This is a genomic window from Burkholderia sp. MSMB1072 (genome assembly GCF_001524725.1).
In the GTDB taxonomy this organism is placed as follows: domain Bacteria; phylum Pseudomonadota; class Gammaproteobacteria; order Burkholderiales; family Burkholderiaceae; genus Burkholderia.
Genome location: NZ_LOYC01000058.1, coordinates 107,480 through 123,562, shown reverse-complemented (window position 1 = coordinate 123,562; position 16,083 = coordinate 107,480). Strand labels below are relative to the sequence as shown.

Below are 16,083 nucleotides of genomic sequence, written 5' to 3'. Positions count from 1 at the left end.
GGTCGGTTACTTGCTCGAGGCGAGCGCCTGGTTGAGCTGGTCGGCCGATACCGCGCCCGGCAGGCGGCGGCCGTCCGGCAGGAAGATCGTCGGCGTGCCGGTGACGTTCATCCCGCGGCCGAGCGCGAGGTTCTTGTCGAGCGCGGTGGTGTCGCAGGTACCGGCGCCGGACGGCGCGCGGTGGTCGAGCATCCAGCTTTCCCACGTTTTCGCGCGGTCGGTCGCACACCAGATCGCCTTCGACTTCGCGGTCGAATCCGGCGACAGCACCGGGTACAGGAACGTGTAGACGGTCACGTTGTCGACCGACTGCAGCGTCGTCTCGAGCTTCTTGCAGTACGGGCAGTTCGGATCGGAGAACACCGCGATCTTGCGGGCGCCGTTGCCCTTGACGACCTTGATCGCATTCGCGAACGGCAGGCTCGCGAAGTCGATCTTGTTGATTTCGGACAGGCGGGCGTCGGTCAGATTCTTGTGCGTCCTGGCGTCGACGAGATCGCCGAGCAGCACGTAGTCGCCGGCCGCGTCGCTATAGATGATCTGCGAGCCGAGGTTCACTTCGTAAAGGCCGGCCACCGGCGATTTCGACACGCTCTTGATCGGCGCGTCGTTACCGAGACGGGCTTGCAGCGTGGCCTTCAGCTTGTCGGTGGTCTGGTCGGCCTGCGCGGTGCAGCCAAGCGTCGCCATCGTGACGGCCAGCGCCAGCGATGCGATGCGGATCGTTTTTTTCATCGAAATCTTCCCTTCAGCTCAATCGGAGTGCACGGCACAGTGTACGCCGTAACGGAACCGTCTCCGACCGGCGCGGCGGCAGAAGGTTCGCTTAGCCGAGCGCGGCCGACACGAGCCAGCGCTTCACGAGCGGCTGCGCGCCGACGAACGCCATGCCCGCATTGCGCACCGCCTTCGCGAGCGAACCCGGCACCGCGAACAGCCGCTGCAGGCCGTCGGTCGCGACCATCAGCGCGCGGATGTCCTCGCGGCGCGAACGCTCGTAGCGGCGCAGCAGCACCGTATCGCCGAGATTGCGGAAGCTTTCCTTGCCCGCGATCGCATCGGCGAGCGCCGCGACGTCGCGCAGCCCGAGGTTCATCCCCTGCCCCGCGAGCGGGTGGATCAGGTGCGCGGCATCGCCGACCAGCGCGACGCGCGGCGCGATCAGCTTGTCGACCGTCTGCAGCGCCAGCGGGAAGCCGGCGGCCGGCGTCACGCATTCGAGCGCGCCGACCTGGCCGTGCGACACACGCTCGACCTCGGCCGCGAGCTGCGCCGGATCGAGTGCGAGCAGTTCGTCAGCATGCGCGGTGTGCGCGGACCACACGAGCGACACGTGGCCGTCCGGCAGCGGCAGCAGCGCAACGATCTCGCCTTCGTGAAACCATTGGTAGGCCGTCTCGCGGTGCGGCAGCGACGCCTTGAAGTTCGCGACGACGCCCGTCTGCCGGTAGTCGCGCCGCTCTACCCTGGCCCCTATTTGGGAGCGCACCCACGAATGCGCGCCGTCGGCGCCGACGACGAGATCCGCTTCGAGCACCTGCCCCGACGACAGCGTGAGCACGGCCGCGTCGTCGCGCACGTCGAAACCCTGCGCACGTGCGTCGAACCACGTGAGGTTCGGCTGGAATCGCAGCGCGGCGTCGAGCGACGCCTCGACCAGCGACGATTCGGCGATCCACGCAAGCTGCGGCACGGACGCCTGGTAGGCGGAGAAATGCAGTTCGGCATGCGCATCGCCATACACGCGCATGTCGTACACCGGCGCGAGCCGGCCATGGTCGAGCGCCTGCCAGACCCGCAGCCGCTCGAGCAACGCCTGCGAACTGGACGACAGCGCGTAGACACGCGTGTCGAACGCGAGATCCGCGGGGCGCGGCGTGGCCGGCTGGGCGAGCAAGGCTGTCTTGTAGCCGGACTGGGTCAGCGCGAGCGCGGCCGTCTTGCCGACGAGCCCGCCGCCGACCACGGCGACGTCGAAGGTGTGGTGGGCAGTCATGGCGGGCATTATAGCCGCGGGGCCAAACCCTTACGCGGCCGGACTTTGCGGGAAATCAGCAGAACCGCGGGCCGGTGCGCCGACGCGGCGGCCCGCCGCATCGGCCGTTCGGCGCCCAGCCCGGAATCCAGGGCGCCGGCACGGTACAATAGCGTTTTTGACCGTCGGCCCGCCGCGCTCCATGCGCCGGCCGCCCTTTTTTCCCGCGCCGCCGTGCCCTGTCCGGCCGCGCCGCCTCACCCGTCCGAAGGATTCCATGAGTCTCAAATGCGGCATCGTCGGCTTGCCCAACGTCGGCAAGTCCACCCTGTTCAATGCGCTGACCAAGGCCGGCATCGCCGCCGAGAACTACCCGTTCTGCACGATCGAGCCGAACGTCGGCATCGTCGAAGTGCCGGATACGCGCCTGAAGGCGCTCTCCGAGATCGTCAAGCCGGAACGTGTCGTGCCGGCCGTCGTCGAATTCGTCGACATCGCGGGCCTCGTCGCGGGCGCGAGCAAGGGTGAAGGCCTCGGCAACCAGTTCCTCGCGAACATCCGCGAAACCGACGCGATCACGCACGTCGTGCGCTGCTTCGAGGACGACAACGTCATTCACGTCGCCGGCAAGGTCAGCCCGATCGACGATATCGAAGTGATCAACACCGAACTGGCGCTCGCCGACCTCGGCACCATCGAGAAGGCGCTCACGCGCTACTCGAAGGCGGCGAAGTCGGGCAACGACAAGGAAGCGGCGAAGCTCGTCGCGGTGCTTGAAAAGGTGCGCGCGCAACTCGACCAGGGCAAGGCCGTGCGCGGCCTCGCGCTGTCGGACGACGAAGAGGCGTTGATCAAGCCGTTCTGCCTGATCACCGCGAAGCCGGCGATGTACGTCGCCAACGTGAAGGACGACGGTTTCGAGAACAACCCGCACCTCGAGGCGGTGCGCAAGTACGCGGAAAGCGAAAACGCGCCGGTGGTCGCCGTGTGCGCGGCGATCGAGGCGGAAATCGCCGATCTCGACGACGCGGACAAGGAAGCGTTCCTCGCCGACATGGGCATGGAAGAGCCGGGCCTCGACCGCGTGATCCGCGCGGGCTTCAAGCTGCTCGGCCTGCAGACCTACTTCACCGCAGGCGTGAAGGAAGTGCGCGCGTGGACGATCCACATCGGCGATACCGCGCCGCAAGCGGCCGGCGTGATCCACACCGACTTCGAGCGCGGCTTCATCCGTGCGCAGACGATCGCGTTCGACGACTTCGTCGCGTACAAGGGCGAGCAAGGCGCGAAGGAAGCCGGCAAGATGCGTGCGGAAGGGAAGGAATATGTCGTGCACGATGGCGACGTGATGAACTTCCTGTTCAACGTCTGACACCTGCATCGGCACGATGCCGTGCGATACGCATGGCATCGCGCAACGCGTGCCCCGGCACGAAAGACGAATGGCCCGACCGGCAAACGCCGCTCGGGCCATTTTCATGACCGGGGCTTGCGCCCCGCCGTCACGTCATTCGATCCGATCACGTCGCCGACACGCGCCGCCCCGCTTGCGCCTGCGCATCGCGCCCACGCTTGTTCAGCCACGACGCGAGCAGCACGATCGACGCCAGCACGGCGGTCGCGCCGACTTCCATCCGGTGCTCCTCGCTGACGAGCATCACGGTCAGCGTGCCGCAGATGAACAGGATCACGGCCCACGTGAGCCACGGGAACAGCCACATCCGCAGCGTCAGGTCGGTGCCGCCCGCTTCGAGCGTCTTGCGCATCCGCAACTGCGAGATCGCGATCACGAGATACACGAGCAGCGCGATCGCGCCCGAGGTCGCCAGCAGGAAGCCGAACACCTGTTCCGGCATCAGGTAGTTCGCGATCACGGTCAGGAAACCGAACGCGGTCGACGCCAGCACGGCCGCGCGCGGCGTGCCGGTCGAATCGGTGCGATGCAGGAAGGCCGGCGCGTCCTTGCGCCGGGACAGCGAGAACAGCATCCGCGACGCGGTGTACAACGCCGAATTCAGGCAGCTTGCGACCGACACGAGCACGATCACGTCGATGATCGCCTTCGCGTTCGGCACGCCGATCAGCTCCATCGCGCGCTGATACGAGCCGTGCTTCGGCAGCAACGGGTCGTTCCACGGCACGATGGCCGCGACGACGAGGATCGAGCCGAGATAGAACAGCGTGATACGCCAGATGACGGAGTTCGTCGCGCGCACGATCTGGCGTTGCGGGTTGTCCGATTCGGCGGCCGCGATCGTCACGATCTCGGTGCCGAGGAACGAGAACATCGTCGTCAGCATCGCCGCGAGCACCGCGCTCGCGCCGTGCGGCATGAAGCCGTCGTGCACGAACAGGTTCGACACGCCCGACACGGCCGGCGCGGGAACGATGCCGACGATCGCCGCGCCGCCGATGCACAGGAACACGACGATCGCGACGACCTTGATCAGCGCGAACCAGAATTCGAATTCGCCGTAATTCTTGACGGAGAAGAGGTTGGTGACGGTGAGCAGCAGCGTGATGCCGAGCGCGAAGATCCACGTCGCGATGCCCGGGAACCACGCATTGAGGATGGTCGCGGCGGCGGTCGCCTCGATCGGGATCACGAGCACCCAGAACCACCAGTACAGCCAGCCGATCGTGAAGCCGGCCCAGTGGCCGATCGCGCGATCGGCATAGGTCGAGAACGACCCGCTGTCCGGATGCGCGACGGCCATTTCGCCGAGCATGCGCATCACCAGCACGACCAGCACGCCCGCGATCGCATACGCGAGTATCGATGCCGGCCCGGCTTCCGCGATCGCATGGCCGGAGCCGACGAACAAGCCCGCGCCGATGACGCCGGCAATCGACATCATCGTCACGTGACGCTGCTTCAGGCCAGTGCCGAGGCCCGTGTTGCTTCCACTCATCTGTCTCTCTCCAAAAAACGGTTCCGGTACGACCGGTGTCGCGTGAAGGCGGCGCGGGGAGTTGTCGTTGTCGAATCCGGCTGCGGCCGCGCATGCAATCGCACACGGGCACGAGGCCGGACCGGGCCGTTCCGGTCGGGTCGTCCGCGCAGTCTGCGAAGCTGCGGGTGCGATGCGGCGCGCCGGGCGCCGGCGCATCGCGTACGCCCGTTCCGTCGGCTGTCGTCAGCCGCCTTCGAAGCGAAGGAGTGTAAGCATCAAACGGTTCGTCACTAAGAACCAATTGAAGAATTTCGATGGAACCACTCGTTGCATCGATACGAACCGATGCAACGCTTGATCCGGTTCGGCGGCGGCTCGTGCGCCGGGCGCGCCGTTCAGTTCCCGTCGCGGGCGGCTTCGTCTCGCCACTTCGCCGGCACGCGTGCGTGCCATTCTCGCAGAAGCAGGTTTTTCACGGCGTCGGGATGCGCGGCCGACAGGCGCACCAGCACGATCGGCCAGCCGACATAGTGATCGGTCACGTAATACACGTCGGGCGCCGATTCGATCAGCCATGCGCGCTCGTCGGGGCCGACGCCCTTCACGACGAGCGTGTCGCCGTCCTCGCGCAGCCGCGCGAGCACTTTGCCCTTCACCTTGAGCGCGGGCGTGCCGTACGACGTGCCTTCCTCGACGCCGCGCCACGCCAATGCGATCTGCCGGACTTCGTCGAATGTCACGATGCCTCCCCGGCCCTGCGTCGATGGTTGACGGTCCGGCCACCTTACCGGAAATCGCGCGACGCGCCCAGCAGGTGGCGTTATCCGCCGGCCGCGCGCGCGGCGTCCGGCGCACGCCCGGTGGTCGCGACGATCGCGAACGCGATCGCATTCGCGGCGGCGCTCGCGAGGATCGGCACGAGATAGCCGCCGCCGGCATCGTAGATGAAGCCGGCGGCGGCCGGCCCGATCAGCGTGCCGAACGCGACGCTCGTGTACAGGATGCCGATGATCGCGCTCACGTTGCGGCCGCCGAAATAGTCCATCACGACCGCCGGCAGCACGGCGACCCAGCCGCCGTAGAACACGCCGAACACGAGCGCGAACGCAGCCAGCGTCGCGACGGTGCCGGCGCCCGCCCACGCGACCAGCGCGACGGCCATGCCGGCGAACATCGCGAGCAGCGACGCGCGGCGGCCGAAGCGGTCGGCAAGACCGCCGAGGAAGAAGCGGCCGGCCGTGCTGCCCACGCCGATCGCGCCGAGCAGCAGCACGGCCGTCGACGGCGCGACACCGTGATCGAGCGCATACGGCACGAGATGAACGAACGGGACGAACACACCGAACGAGCAGACGAGGCAGGCCGCATAGAGACTCGCGAACGGCCGCGACGTGACGGCTTCGCGCACCGTCGCGCCGGCACGCACGTTCGCGCCGGTCGATGCAGCAGCGGCATTCCAGCTGCCATCGCCAGCGACATCGCCGTCCGGCAGCCATCCGCGCCTGTGCGGGTCGTTCTCGATCAGCAGCGACATGCCGGCTCCCAGCACGATCGCGATCGCCGCCAGCGTGAAATACGCACCGCGCCAGCCGACCTGCGCGATCAGCGCGGACGCGAGCGGCGGCATCGCCAGCGTGCCGACGCCGATCCCCGCGACCGCGAGCCCCGATGCGAACCCGCGCCGGCGCACGAACCAGCGCTGCACCGCGCCGACGGCCGGCACGTACGCGCAACCGACGCCGAGCCCGACACCGAGCCCGTACGCGACATAGACCTGCAGCAGCGTATGCGCGGCGCCGGCGGCCGCGAGCCCCGCGCCGGTCAGCAGCATCCCGGCGACGGCGAGCCGCCGCGAGCCGAAACGATCGGCCAGCGGCCCGCTGACGATGCCGAAGCCGAAGTACAGGAAGCCGGCGAGCGAGAACACGAGCGAGATCTGGCCGCGCGACGCGGCGAAATCCCGCTGCAGCGACTCGACGAACGCGCTGAACGTATACGCGCTGCCGAACCCGACGAACGTGACGGCGAACGCGGCCGCCACCACGTACCAGCCGTAGAAAAGGCGCGATGTGCCGGGGCGCTTCATGACGATGCTCCTTTCGGGTTCCACCGGCTGCCGGGCGGCGTCCGGGTTGCCCCGTGGATATAGTTGAACTATGTTGATCGCATCGGCCGCCCGCAGGCAGCCGCGAAACGTGCGATCCGATGTGTCAACGGTACTCGCGCGTACGCGTCGCCTCAAACCATATTTCGTCGGCCTTTCGCTTTAGAAAAACTGAATGAATCGTTCCCGCCTGCCGCCGCTTAACGCCTTGCGCGCCTTCGAAGCCGCCGCCCGCCACCTGTCGGTGAAGTCGGCGGCCGAGGAACTGTCGGTCACGCCCGGCGCAGTGAGCCAGATGATCCGCACGCTCGAGACCCATCTCGGCGTGCAGCTGTTCGAACGCGTGAACCGCGGCATCCTGCTGACGGCCGCCGGCCGCGACTACCTGCCGCCCGTGCGCAACGCGTTCCGGCAGATCGCCGATGCGTCGCAGCGCGTGTCGAGCGCCGCCGACAGCGGCGTGCTGACGGTGAGCGTCACGCCGTTCTTCGCGTCCGCGTGGCTCGTCCCGCGCCTCGCGCAGTTCCGGCAGGCTATCCCCGACGTCGACCTGCAGGTCGTCACGAGCCATGCGCTCGCGGATTTCGCGCGCGACGGCGTCGACGTCGCGATCCGCCACGGCCTCGGGCGCTACGTCGGGCTGTGCAGCGAACGGCTGCTGACGGTCGAAATCGTCGCGCTCGCGTCGCCCGACCTCGTCGCGCGGCTCGGCATGCCGGCGACGCCGGCCGCGCTCGTCGGCTGGCCGCAACTGCACGACGCCGAACGCAAGGGCTGGCACATCTGGTTCGGCGCGCAGCGGATCGACGATTTCGGCCCGCCGCGCGGCCCCGCGTTCGACGACTCGGGCCTGCTGCTGCAGGCGATCGTCGCCGGCCAGGGTGCCGGGCTGCTGCCGGCCGCGATGGTGCGCGGCGAGCTGGCGAGCGGCCGGCTCGTGCAGCTTGCCGACGCCGCATGGCTCGACGATTTCGCGTACTACCTCGTCTATCCGCCGCATCACGCGGAACGGCCGAAGGTTGCCGCGTTCCGCCGGTGGATTCTCGACGCCGCGCAGGCCGACGGCGCGGCGTCGATGTCCGGCGCGGCGTAGCGTCGCGCGGCGCCACGGCGTCGATCCGCTAACATGCGGCGCGGGCCACCGGCCCGGCATCGACGACAACGTACAGAACGAGAGAGACCATGCGTGCCCTGCTCCATCGCGCGACCCTGTCCGCCGCGCTCTTCGTCGCGGGCGCCGCATTGCCCGCTTCCGCGCACGCGTATCGCGCGCCGCCCGGCTACGGCAACGAAGCCGATCTCGACCGTCACGACACGTATCGCAACCGCGACGGCGAAACCGTGCATGCGCCCGCGCATTCGAAATCGGGCCGCGTGCCGGACGGCGCGAGCGCGCGTTGCCGCGACGGCACGTACAGCTTCAGCCGCCACCGGCGCGGCACGTGCTCGGGGCACGGGGGCGTCGCCGCATGGCTGTGAGCGCGGATCGGCCGAATGGCCTGCACCGCGCCAGCGGCAGCCGGCGGCGAAGTACAATACGCGCTCGCACCGCCGCGCCCCGCGCGGCACGCTCCGTACCGAATCCCCCGACGCCGCCACGCCCGCGCGCTGCGCGGCCGTCTCAACCACTTCTGACTTTCACACCGAAATGGCCCAATACGTTTTCACGATGAACCGGGTCGGCAAGATCGTGCCGCCCAAGCGCCAGATCCTGAAGGACATCTCGCTGTCGTTCTTTCCCGGCGCGAAGATCGGCGTGCTCGGCCTGAACGGCTCGGGCAAGTCGACGCTGATCCGCATCATGGCGGGCATCGACAAGGACATCGAAGGCGAAGCGACGCCGATGCCGAACCTGAACATCGGCTACCTGCCGCAGGAACCGCAGCTCGATCCGACGAAGACCGTGCGCGAAGCCGTCGAGGAAGGCCTCGGCGACCTGTTCCAGGCGAACAAGAAACTGGAAGAAATCTACGCTGCGTATGCCGAGCCGGACGCCGACTTCGACGCGCTCGCAGCCGAGCAGGCGAAATACGAGGCGATCCTCGCGTCGAGCGACGGCGGCAGCCCCGAGCAGCAGCTCGAAGTGGCCGCCGACGCGCTGCGCCTGCCGGCGTGGGATGCGAAGATCGAGCACCTGTCGGGCGGCGAAAAGCGCCGCGTCGCACTCTGCAAGCTGCTGCTCGAAAAACCCGACATGCTGCTGCTCGACGAGCCGACCAACCACCTCGACGCCGAATCGGTCGACTGGCTCGAGCAGTTCCTGGTGCGCTTCCCGGGCACCGTCGTCGCCGTCACGCACGATCGCTACTTCCTCGACAACGCGGCCGAGTGGATTCTCGAACTCGACCGCGGCCACGGCATTCCGTGGAAGGGCAACTACAGCAGCTGGCTCGACCAGAAGGAAGAGCGCCTGAAGCAGGAAGAGGCGTCGGAATCCGCGCGCCAGAAGGCGATCAAGAAGGAACTGGAGTGGGTGCGCCAGAACCCGAAGGGCCGCCAGGCGAAGTCGAAGGCGCGTATCGCGCGCTTCGAGGAACTGAGCAGCCAGGAATACCAGAAGCGCAACGAAACGCAGGAAATCTTCATCCCGGCCGGCGAACGCCTCGGCAATGAAGTGATCGAGTTCAAGAACGTCAGCAAGTCGTTCGGCGATCGCCTGCTGATCGACAACCTGAGCTTCAAGATCCCGGCCGGCGCGATCGTCGGCATCATCGGCCCGAACGGCGCCGGCAAGTCGACGCTGTTCAAGATGCTGACCGGCAAGGAACAGCCGGATTCGGGCGAAGTGGTGATGGGCCCGACGGTGAAGCTCGCATACGTCGACCAGAGCCGCGACGCGCTCGACGGTTCGAAGACGGTGTTCGAGGAAATCTCGGGCGGCGCCGACGTGCTGACGGTCGGCAAGTACGAAACGCCGTCGCGCGCGTACATCGGCCGCTTCAACTTCAAGGGCGGCGACCAGCAGAAGATCGTCGGCAACCTGTCCGGCGGCGAACGCGGCCGCCTGCACCTCGCGAAGACGCTGATCTCGGGCGGCAACGTGCTGCTGCTGGACGAACCGTCGAACGACCTCGACGTCGAAACGCTGCGTGCGCTGGAAGACGCGCTGCTCGAATTCGCGGGCTCGGTGATGGTGATCTCGCACGATCGCTGGTTCCTCGACCGGATCGCGACGCACATCCTCGCGTTCGAAGGCGATTCGCAGGTCACGTTCTTCGACGGCAACTACCAGGAGTACGAAGCCGACAAGCGTGCGCGCCTCGGCGAGGAAGCCGCGAAGCCGAAGCGCCTGCGCTACAAGCCGATCAGCCGCTGACCGGCGCGGCCCCGGCGCCCTGCGCCGCGATCGCGCGGCGCCGGATGCCGAAAGCGGCCGCATCCGGAACGGCACGACGAAAAAGCGAGCCCTTGGCTCGCTTTTTTTTCGCCCGACGTTCGCCCCGCCGCTTACGCGAGCGCGCCCAGCTCGCGCAGCCGCGCCTCGGTCGTCGCCGCGCTCGTATGATGAATGCCGTGCCAGCCGAGCGCCGTCGCAGCCGCGGCGTTCTTCGCGTTGTCGTCGATGAACACGAGCTCGTGCGGCGCGATGCCTGGCAGGTGCGGATCGATCCGCGCATGCATCTCGCGGTAGATCGCCGGATCGGGTTTCACGAGCTTCACGCGGCCCGACACGACGATGTCCTTGAACCGGCGCAGCACCGGGAAGTTGTCCCATGCATACGGAAACGTCTGCGCGGACCAGTTCGTCAGCCCGAACAGCGGCATCCCTTGCGCGTCCAGCCGGTCGACGAGGGCCGCGCCCTCTTCAAGCACGCCGCCGATCATCTCGTGCCAGCGCGCGTAGAACGCGCGGATCAGCGCTTCGTGCTCCGGAAACTTCGCGACGAGTTCGGCCGTGCCTTCCTCGATCGTCTGCCCGCCGTCCTGGCGGACCACCCAGTCCATCGCGCACACGTGCGTGAGGAACCAGCGGCGCTCGGCATCGTCGGGAATCAGTTCACGGTAAAGGTACTCGGGACTCCAGTCGATCAGCACGCCGCCGAAATCGAACACCACTGCCTTGATCGTCATGCGAACTCCGTGGCGAGCACGTCTGCGAGCGGACGCGGCGTCACCGCGTTACCCGACAGCGAATTATTGTTCCAGATGAAGTGATGATGCGCGACGATCTGCGCCGCCGACAGGTGAGCGCGCTCGTTCGTCGTGTGCAGATCAGACACGACCGTCGTCCGGTAGCCGAGCAGCGCGGCACGGCGCGCGGCCGAATCGACGCAGAACTCGGTCGCATAGCCGCAGATCAGCACCGAACGGATGCCATGGCGATCGAGCTGCACCGCGAGCGGCGTGTCGTGGAACGCGTCGCTCGCCTGCTTGCGCACACGCCAGTCGTCGCGACCGACGATGAGCCCCGCATGCAGCTCCCAGCCCGGCGTGCCGGGCACGATGTCGTCGTCCGCGTCGCCGTCGTGCTGCACGAAGCACACCGGCGCGTTCGCCGCGCGCGCCGCCGCCGTCAGCCGGTTGATGCCGGACACCACGTCGTCAAGCCGGTACGCGGGCTGCGCCCGCTCCACCAGCCCGCGCTGCATGTCGACCACGATCACCGCAGTGTCCGCCATGACTTGCCCTCGCTGTGATTGTTCCGCCGTCGTGCGGTCGCTATCCCGCCGCCATCCAGCCATTACCGCGCGTTGCGTCAGATCGGCTGCGTGCGCGCATCGAGCCACGCCTTCGCGTCCCCGCTCAGGTGCCGGCCGACGCGCTCGCGCACTGTCGCGTGATACGTGTTCAGCCACGCGCGCTCTTCGTCGTGCAGCATCTCGATGAGCACGCAGCGCGTGTCGATCGGGCACAGCGTCAACGTCTCGAACGCGAGGAAATCGCCGAATTCCGTCTGCCCGGCCGCACGGTTCACGACCAGGTTCTCGATCCGGACGCCCCACTGGCCCGGACGGTACACGCCCGGCTCGATCGACGTGATCATCCCCTCTTCCATCGCCGTGTACGGCTCGGCCGGCGCATAGTGCGAGATAACCTGCGGCCCTTCGTGCACGTTCAGGAAGTACCCGACGCCATGCCCGGTGCCGTGGCCGTAGTCGAGCCCGGCCGCCCACATCGGCGCACGCGCGATCGCGTCGAGCATCGGCGAGCGGATGCCGCGCGGGAAGCGGGCGCGCGACAGCGCCATCATCGATTTCAGCACGATCGTGAAATCGCGCCGCTGCAGGTCGCTGACGGTGCCGACCGGCACGACGCGCGTGATGTCGGTCGTGCCCGTCATGTACTGGCCGCCCGAATCGATCAGCAGCAGCCCGTCGCCGGCGATCGTCGCGTGCGACTCGCGCGTCGCATGGTAGTGCGGCATCGCGCCGTTCGCGTTGAAGCCGGCGATCGTCGCGAAGCTCGCCGACACGTAGCCGGGGCGGCGCGCGCGCGCGGCCGTGAGTTTTTCCTCGATCGTCAGCTCGGTGATCGTCTCGCGATTGACGGCCTGTTCGAACCACGCGAAGAATTCCGCGAGCGCGGCGCCGTCGTGCTCCATCGTCACGCGCACGTGCTCGATCTCGGCGGACGTCTTGCGCGACTTCGCGAACGTCGACGGATTCACGGCCTCAATAAGCTTCACGCCGGCCGGCACGGCCTCGAGCGTGCCGAACGTCACGCGGCGCGGGTCGATCAGCAGCGTCGCGCCGTCGGGCAGCGCCGCGAGCGACGCACGCGCGGCGTCATAGGCGCGGACGTCGACGCCATCCTGCGCGAGCGACGCGGCCAGCGCCGGCGGCACCTTGCCGTCGGCGACGAACAGCGTCGCGCGATCGGTGCCGATCATTGCGTGCGCAACGAACACCGGATTGAAGTTGACGTCGGCGCCGCGCAGGTTGAACAGCCACGCGAGATCGTCGAGCGTCGATACGAAGTGCCATTGCGCGCCCTGCGCGTGCATCGCGCGGCGCACGTCGGCGAGCTTGCTCGCGCGCGTCGTGTCGGCCTGCGGCGCGACGTGCTCGAATACCGCGTCCCCGGGCAGCCCCGGCCGCTCCGGCCAGATCGCATCGAGCAGGTCGACGTCGGTACGCAGCGCGATGCCGCGCGCGCTCAGCGCGGCCGTCAACCCGCGCGCGGCCGCAACGCCGAGCACGGCGCCGTCGACCCCAACCGTCGCGCCGGCCGCCACGTTCCGCGCGAGCCAGTCGACGTGCGGTGCGCTCTGCTGCCCGCCCGTCATCTTCATCAACTGCACGCCCGTGCCCGCCAGTTCGGCATCGGCCTGCACCCAGTAGCGGCTGTCGACCCACAGCCCCGCGAAATCCGCGGTCACGACCAGCGTGCCGACCGAGCCCGTGAAGCCGGACAGCCAGCGGCGCGCCTGCCAGCGCTCGGGCAGGTATTCGGACAAGTGGGGATCGGCGGACGGCACGAGATAGGCGGCCAGATTCTCGCGCGCCATGGCGTCGCGCAGCAGCGCGAGACGGGCCGGCACCGGCGAGACTTCGGGGAGACGGGCATTCATGATTTCACCTGAGAGCATTCAGCGACGGGCCGACAGCGCGACCGTCACGGCTACGGCGAGGAACGCGACGCCGGTGCAGACCGGCCATTCGAGCGTCTCGCCATCGTAAAACAGTCCCGAGAGATTGCCGACCATGCGGGCGGCGGCCGCGCCCACGATGCCGACGAGCACCGCGATCCACCACGCCGGCCGGCCCGTGCGCCGCAGCGGATGCAGCCAGCGGCCGAACAGCCCGACGGCCGCTCCCAGGACAAGGATTCCAAACCAGTTCATTCAACGCCTTCTATAAATTCAGATTCGTCCCATAGGCGTGAACGCTGCCAGCGGCTAGCATCGATTCATCCATCGAACCCGAGACCAGCCGGGCGCCGCGAACATTCGAGTGTAGGGGCCGACTCGACGTTATGGCAAGCGCACACCGGCTGCCGTATTGAAGAAATCCTCATGCGAATCGCTCTGATCGATCCGGAATCGCGTCATACCGCACTCCTGAACCGCCTGCTCTTCGCGGGCGGCCACGTGTGCCATGCGTTTTCGTCCAGCACCGCATTCTTCGAGTGGCTCGCTGCCGACAACACCTGCGACATGCTGGTCACCAGCCGGCGCAGGAAGTCATCCCGCGCGCGCAGGCGGTCCTGCCCGGGTTGCCGGCCATCGCGGTGATGCAGTCGGCGCGCGAAAGCGAAATCGTGTCGTGCCTGCACGCCGGCGCCGACGATTGCCTCGTGCGCCCGGTGAGCGGGCCCGAACTGCTCGCGCGCGTCAACGCACTGAGCCGGCGCGCCGGCGTACGGCGGGCGCCCACCCGCTCGCGCGAAATGTATGGCGAATACGCGTTCGACGCCACGCATTGTCTCGTGCGTTTCGGCGACGCAATCGTTTCACTCACGCCGAAAGAGTTCCGTTTCGCACAATTGCTGTTCACGAACCTGTCGCGACCCGTGTCGCGCGCGCACATCCTGGAAACGGTATGGGCACGCCGCCGCGACATGAAGTCGCGCACGCTCGACACGCACGCGTCCCGGCTGCGCAGCAAATTGCAGTTGCTTCCGGAGCGCGGCTACCAGCTGTTGCCGCTCTACGGCTTCGGCTATCAGCTCGACCGCGTACCGATCGAGCCCCCAAATTCGCGGCCGCGCCACGCCGATGCCCGGTATGCGGCGAGTGAGGAAATCGCCGAAACGCTATAATATGGGGCTAAACGATAGCCCTCGATATGCAACTCCTCACGATCGGAATCAATCACCACACTGCGCCTGTCGCCCTGCGCGAACGCGTGGCGTTTCCGCTCGAGCAAATCAAACCGGCTCTCGTTACGTTCAAGAACGTGTTTCTCGGCCCGCAGGCGCCCAATACGCCCGAAGCGGCGATCCTCTCCACCTGCAACCGCACCGAACTGTATTGCGCGACCGACGATCGCGCGGCCCGCGAAGGCGCGATCCGCTGGTTGTCGGAATACCACCGGATTCCGGTCGACGAGCTCGCGCCGCACGTCTATGCGCTGCCGCAGTCGGAAGCGGTCCGGCACGCGTTCCGCGTCGCCTCCGGCCTCGATTCGATGGTGCTCGGTGAAACCCAGATTCTGGGCCAGATGAAGGATGCCGTTCGCACCGCGACGGAAGCCGGCGCGCTCGGCACCTATCTGAACCAGTTGTTCCAGCGCACGTTCGCGGTCGCGAAGGAAGTGCGCGGTACGACCGAAATCGGCACGCAGTCGGTGTCGATGGCCGCCGCCGCGGTTCGCCTCGCGCAGCGGATCTTCGAAAAGGTGTCGGATCAGCGCGTGTTGTTCATCGGCGCCGGCGAAATGATCGAGCTGTGCGCGACGCACTTCGCCGCGCAAGGCCCGCGCGAACTCGTCGTCGCGAACCGTACGGCCGAACGCGGCCAGCGGCTCGCCGAACGCTTCAACGGCCGCGCGATGCCGCTGGCCGATCTGCCCACCCGCATGCACGAATTCGACATCATCGTGTCGTGCACCGCATCGACGCTGCCGATCATCGGCCTCGGCGCGGTCGAGCGCGCGGTGAAGGCGCGCCGCCACCGTCCGATCTTCATGGTCGACCTCGCGGTGCCGCGCGACATCGAGCCCGAAGTCGGCAAGCTGAAGGACGTGTTCCTCTACACCGTCGACGATCTCGGCGCGATCGTGCGCGAAGGCAATGCATCGCGCCAGGCCGCGGTCGCCCAGGCCGAAGCGATCATCGAGACGCGCGTGCAGAATTTCATGCAATGGCTCGACACGCGCAGCGTCGTGCCGGTGATCCGTCACATGCATACGCAGGCCGACGCGCTGCGCCGGGCCGAAGTCGAGAAGGCGCAGAAGCTGCTCGCGCGCGGCGACGATCCGGCGGCCGTGCTCGAAGCGCTTTCGCAGGCGCTGACCAACAAGCTGATCCACGGCCCGACGAGCGCGCTCAACCGCGTCAACGGCGCCGATCGCGATTCGCTGATCGACCTGATGCGCGGCTTCTACCAGCACGCGCCACGCTCGAACGACCCGTCCGGCCACTAGCGCCGCTCGCCCTGCCGCCGGCCGGTCGTCGTTCTGCCGCCGGTCTATCCTTTCCGAATACCCCTTGCCCGGGAGCGCCGCTCC

The 16,083-nt window shown here is 67.8% G+C and carries 14 protein-coding genes and 1 pseudogene; 6 read left to right on the top strand and 9 right to left on the bottom strand.

Annotated features, from left to right (window positions below; translation table 11 throughout):
• Positions 1 to 6: 6 nt before the first annotated feature.
• Both WS89_RS27950 and WS89_RS27945 read right to left on the bottom strand, forming a co-directional pair.
• Positions 7 to 735 carry a DsbC family protein gene (locus tag WS89_RS27950; protein ID WP_059499667.1) on the bottom strand — a complete coding sequence of 243 codons (729 nt, stop codon included), beginning with the start codon at positions 733 to 735 and terminating at the stop codon, positions 7 to 9.
• 91 nt (positions 736 to 826) lie between these two features.
• The gene (locus WS89_RS27945; RefSeq protein WP_059795243.1) at positions 827 to 2,005 is read right to left on the bottom strand and encodes a UbiH/UbiF family hydroxylase; all 1,179 of its coding nucleotides are present in this window, start codon (positions 2,003 to 2,005) and stop codon (positions 827 to 829) included.
• Between the two features lie 247 nt (positions 2,006 to 2,252).
• Here WS89_RS27945 and ychF point away from each other — a divergent pair, with 247 nt between their 5' ends.
• On the top strand, positions 2,253 to 3,347 hold the full coding sequence (gene ychF / locus WS89_RS27940; protein WP_059795240.1) for a redox-regulated ATPase YchF: 1,095 nt from the start codon (positions 2,253 to 2,255) through the stop codon (positions 3,345 to 3,347).
• A gap of 148 nt (positions 3,348 to 3,495) precedes the next feature.
• Here the strand turns inward: ychF and gabP are convergent, their stop codons facing one another.
• The 3 genes from gabP to WS89_RS27925 form a co-directional block, all read right to left on the bottom strand.
• A complete protein-coding gene (gene gabP / locus WS89_RS27935) occupies positions 3,496 to 4,887 on the bottom strand; it encodes a GABA permease (RefSeq protein WP_059795237.1) in 1,392 nt (463 codons plus the stop codon).
• A gap of 377 nt (positions 4,888 to 5,264) precedes the next feature.
• The gene (locus WS89_RS27930) at positions 5,265 to 5,609 is read right to left on the bottom strand and encodes an MmcQ/YjbR family DNA-binding protein (RefSeq protein WP_059499682.1); all 345 of its coding nucleotides are present in this window, start codon (positions 5,607 to 5,609) and stop codon (positions 5,265 to 5,267) included.
• Positions 5,610 to 5,689: 80 nt separating this feature from the next.
• Positions 5,690 to 6,955: an MFS transporter gene (locus WS89_RS27925; protein ID WP_059795234.1), complete on the bottom strand. Its 1,266-nt coding sequence runs from the start codon at positions 6,953 to 6,955 to the stop codon at positions 5,690 to 5,692.
• Positions 6,956 to 7,148: 193 nt separating this feature from the next.
• Between WS89_RS27925 and gcvA the strand changes: the two genes are divergently transcribed.
• From gcvA to ettA, 3 genes are all read left to right on the top strand, one after another.
• Positions 7,149 to 8,066 (top strand): transcriptional regulator GcvA, encoded by a 918-nt coding sequence (gene gcvA / locus WS89_RS27920; RefSeq protein ID WP_059795231.1) that lies wholly within the window; start codon positions 7,149 to 7,151, stop codon positions 8,064 to 8,066.
• 89 nt (positions 8,067 to 8,155) lie between these two features.
• On the top strand, positions 8,156 to 8,452 hold the full coding sequence (locus WS89_RS27915) for a DUF3761 domain-containing protein (protein ID WP_059795228.1): 297 nt from the start codon (positions 8,156 to 8,158) through the stop codon (positions 8,450 to 8,452).
• A 169-nt stretch (positions 8,453 to 8,621) separates the two neighbouring features.
• Positions 8,622 to 10,289 carry an energy-dependent translational throttle protein EttA gene (gene ettA / locus WS89_RS27910; RefSeq protein ID WP_059499686.1) on the top strand — a complete coding sequence of 556 codons (1,668 nt, stop codon included), beginning with the start codon at positions 8,622 to 8,624 and terminating at the stop codon, positions 10,287 to 10,289.
• 131 nt (positions 10,290 to 10,420) lie between these two features.
• Here the strand turns inward: ettA and WS89_RS27905 are convergent, their stop codons facing one another.
• The 4 genes from WS89_RS27905 to WS89_RS27890 all read right to left on the bottom strand — a co-directional run bounded on the left by WS89_RS27905 (position 10,421) and on the right by WS89_RS27890 (position 13,757).
• Positions 10,421 to 11,044: an HAD family hydrolase gene (locus WS89_RS27905; RefSeq protein WP_059499687.1), complete on the bottom strand. Its 624-nt coding sequence runs from the start codon at positions 11,042 to 11,044 to the stop codon at positions 10,421 to 10,423.
• Positions 11,041 to 11,592 (bottom strand): cysteine hydrolase family protein, encoded by a 552-nt coding sequence (locus WS89_RS27900; protein WP_059795224.1) that lies wholly within the window; start codon positions 11,590 to 11,592, stop codon positions 11,041 to 11,043. The genes WS89_RS27905 and WS89_RS27900 overlap by 4 nt, the downstream gene beginning before the upstream one ends.
• Positions 11,593 to 11,669: 77 nt before the next feature.
• On the bottom strand, positions 11,670 to 13,484 hold the full coding sequence (locus tag WS89_RS27895) for an aminopeptidase P family protein (protein ID WP_059499689.1): 1,815 nt from the start codon (positions 13,482 to 13,484) through the stop codon (positions 11,670 to 11,672).
• 18 nt (positions 13,485 to 13,502) lie between these two features.
• Complete coding sequence (locus tag WS89_RS27890; RefSeq protein WP_034209823.1) at positions 13,503 to 13,757, bottom strand: hypothetical protein; 255 nt, start codon at positions 13,755 to 13,757, stop codon at positions 13,503 to 13,505.
• Between the two features lie 171 nt (positions 13,758 to 13,928).
• On the opposite strand from WS89_RS27890, the pseudogene WS89_RS27885 reads away from it, so the two are divergent.
• Together WS89_RS27885 and hemA are read left to right on the top strand one after the other, a co-directional pair.
• Positions 13,929 to 14,674: pseudogene (locus WS89_RS27885) on the top strand (response regulator transcription factor).
• Between the two features lie 26 nt (positions 14,675 to 14,700).
• On the top strand, positions 14,701 to 15,999 hold the full coding sequence (gene hemA / locus WS89_RS27880) for a glutamyl-tRNA reductase (RefSeq protein WP_034209821.1): 1,299 nt from the start codon (positions 14,701 to 14,703) through the stop codon (positions 15,997 to 15,999).
• Positions 16,000 to 16,083 lie beyond the last annotated feature (84 nt).

What these genes read in the sequence shown, in the direction of transcription:
- WS89_RS27950 (WP_059499667.1), bottom strand. Translation starts at nt 735, where the DNA reads ATGAAAAAAACGATCCGCATCGCATCGCTGGCGCTGGCCGTCACGATG.
- WS89_RS27895 (WP_059499689.1), bottom strand. Translation starts at nt 13,484, where the DNA reads ATGAATGCCCGTCTCCCCGAAGTCTCGCCGGTGCCGGCCCGTCTCGCG.
- gabP (WP_059795237.1), bottom strand. Translation starts at nt 4,887, where the DNA reads ATGAGTGGAAGCAACACGGGCCTCGGCACTGGCCTGAAGCAGCGTCAC.
- WS89_RS27945 (WP_059795243.1), bottom strand. Translation starts at nt 2,005, where the DNA reads ATGCCCGCCATGACTGCCCACCACACCTTCGACGTCGCCGTGGTCGGC.
- WS89_RS27890 (WP_034209823.1), bottom strand. Translation starts at nt 13,757, where the DNA reads ATGAACTGGTTTGGAATCCTTGTCCTGGGAGCGGCCGTCGGGCTGTTC.
- hemA (WP_034209821.1), top strand. Translation starts at nt 14,701, where the DNA reads ATGCAACTCCTCACGATCGGAATCAATCACCACACTGCGCCTGTCGCC.
- WS89_RS27915 (WP_059795228.1), top strand. Translation starts at nt 8,156, where the DNA reads ATGCGTGCCCTGCTCCATCGCGCGACCCTGTCCGCCGCGCTCTTCGTC.
- WS89_RS27905 (WP_059499687.1), bottom strand. Translation starts at nt 11,044, where the DNA reads ATGACGATCAAGGCAGTGGTGTTCGATTTCGGCGGCGTGCTGATCGAC.
- WS89_RS27900 (WP_059795224.1), bottom strand. Translation starts at nt 11,592, where the DNA reads ATGGCGGACACTGCGGTGATCGTGGTCGACATGCAGCGCGGGCTGGTG.
- gcvA (WP_059795231.1), top strand. Translation starts at nt 7,149, where the DNA reads ATGAATCGTTCCCGCCTGCCGCCGCTTAACGCCTTGCGCGCCTTCGAA.
- ettA (WP_059499686.1), top strand. Translation starts at nt 8,622, where the DNA reads ATGGCCCAATACGTTTTCACGATGAACCGGGTCGGCAAGATCGTGCCG.
- WS89_RS27925 (WP_059795234.1), bottom strand. Translation starts at nt 6,955, where the DNA reads ATGAAGCGCCCCGGCACATCGCGCCTTTTCTACGGCTGGTACGTGGTG.
- ychF (WP_059795240.1), top strand. Translation starts at nt 2,253, where the DNA reads ATGAGTCTCAAATGCGGCATCGTCGGCTTGCCCAACGTCGGCAAGTCC.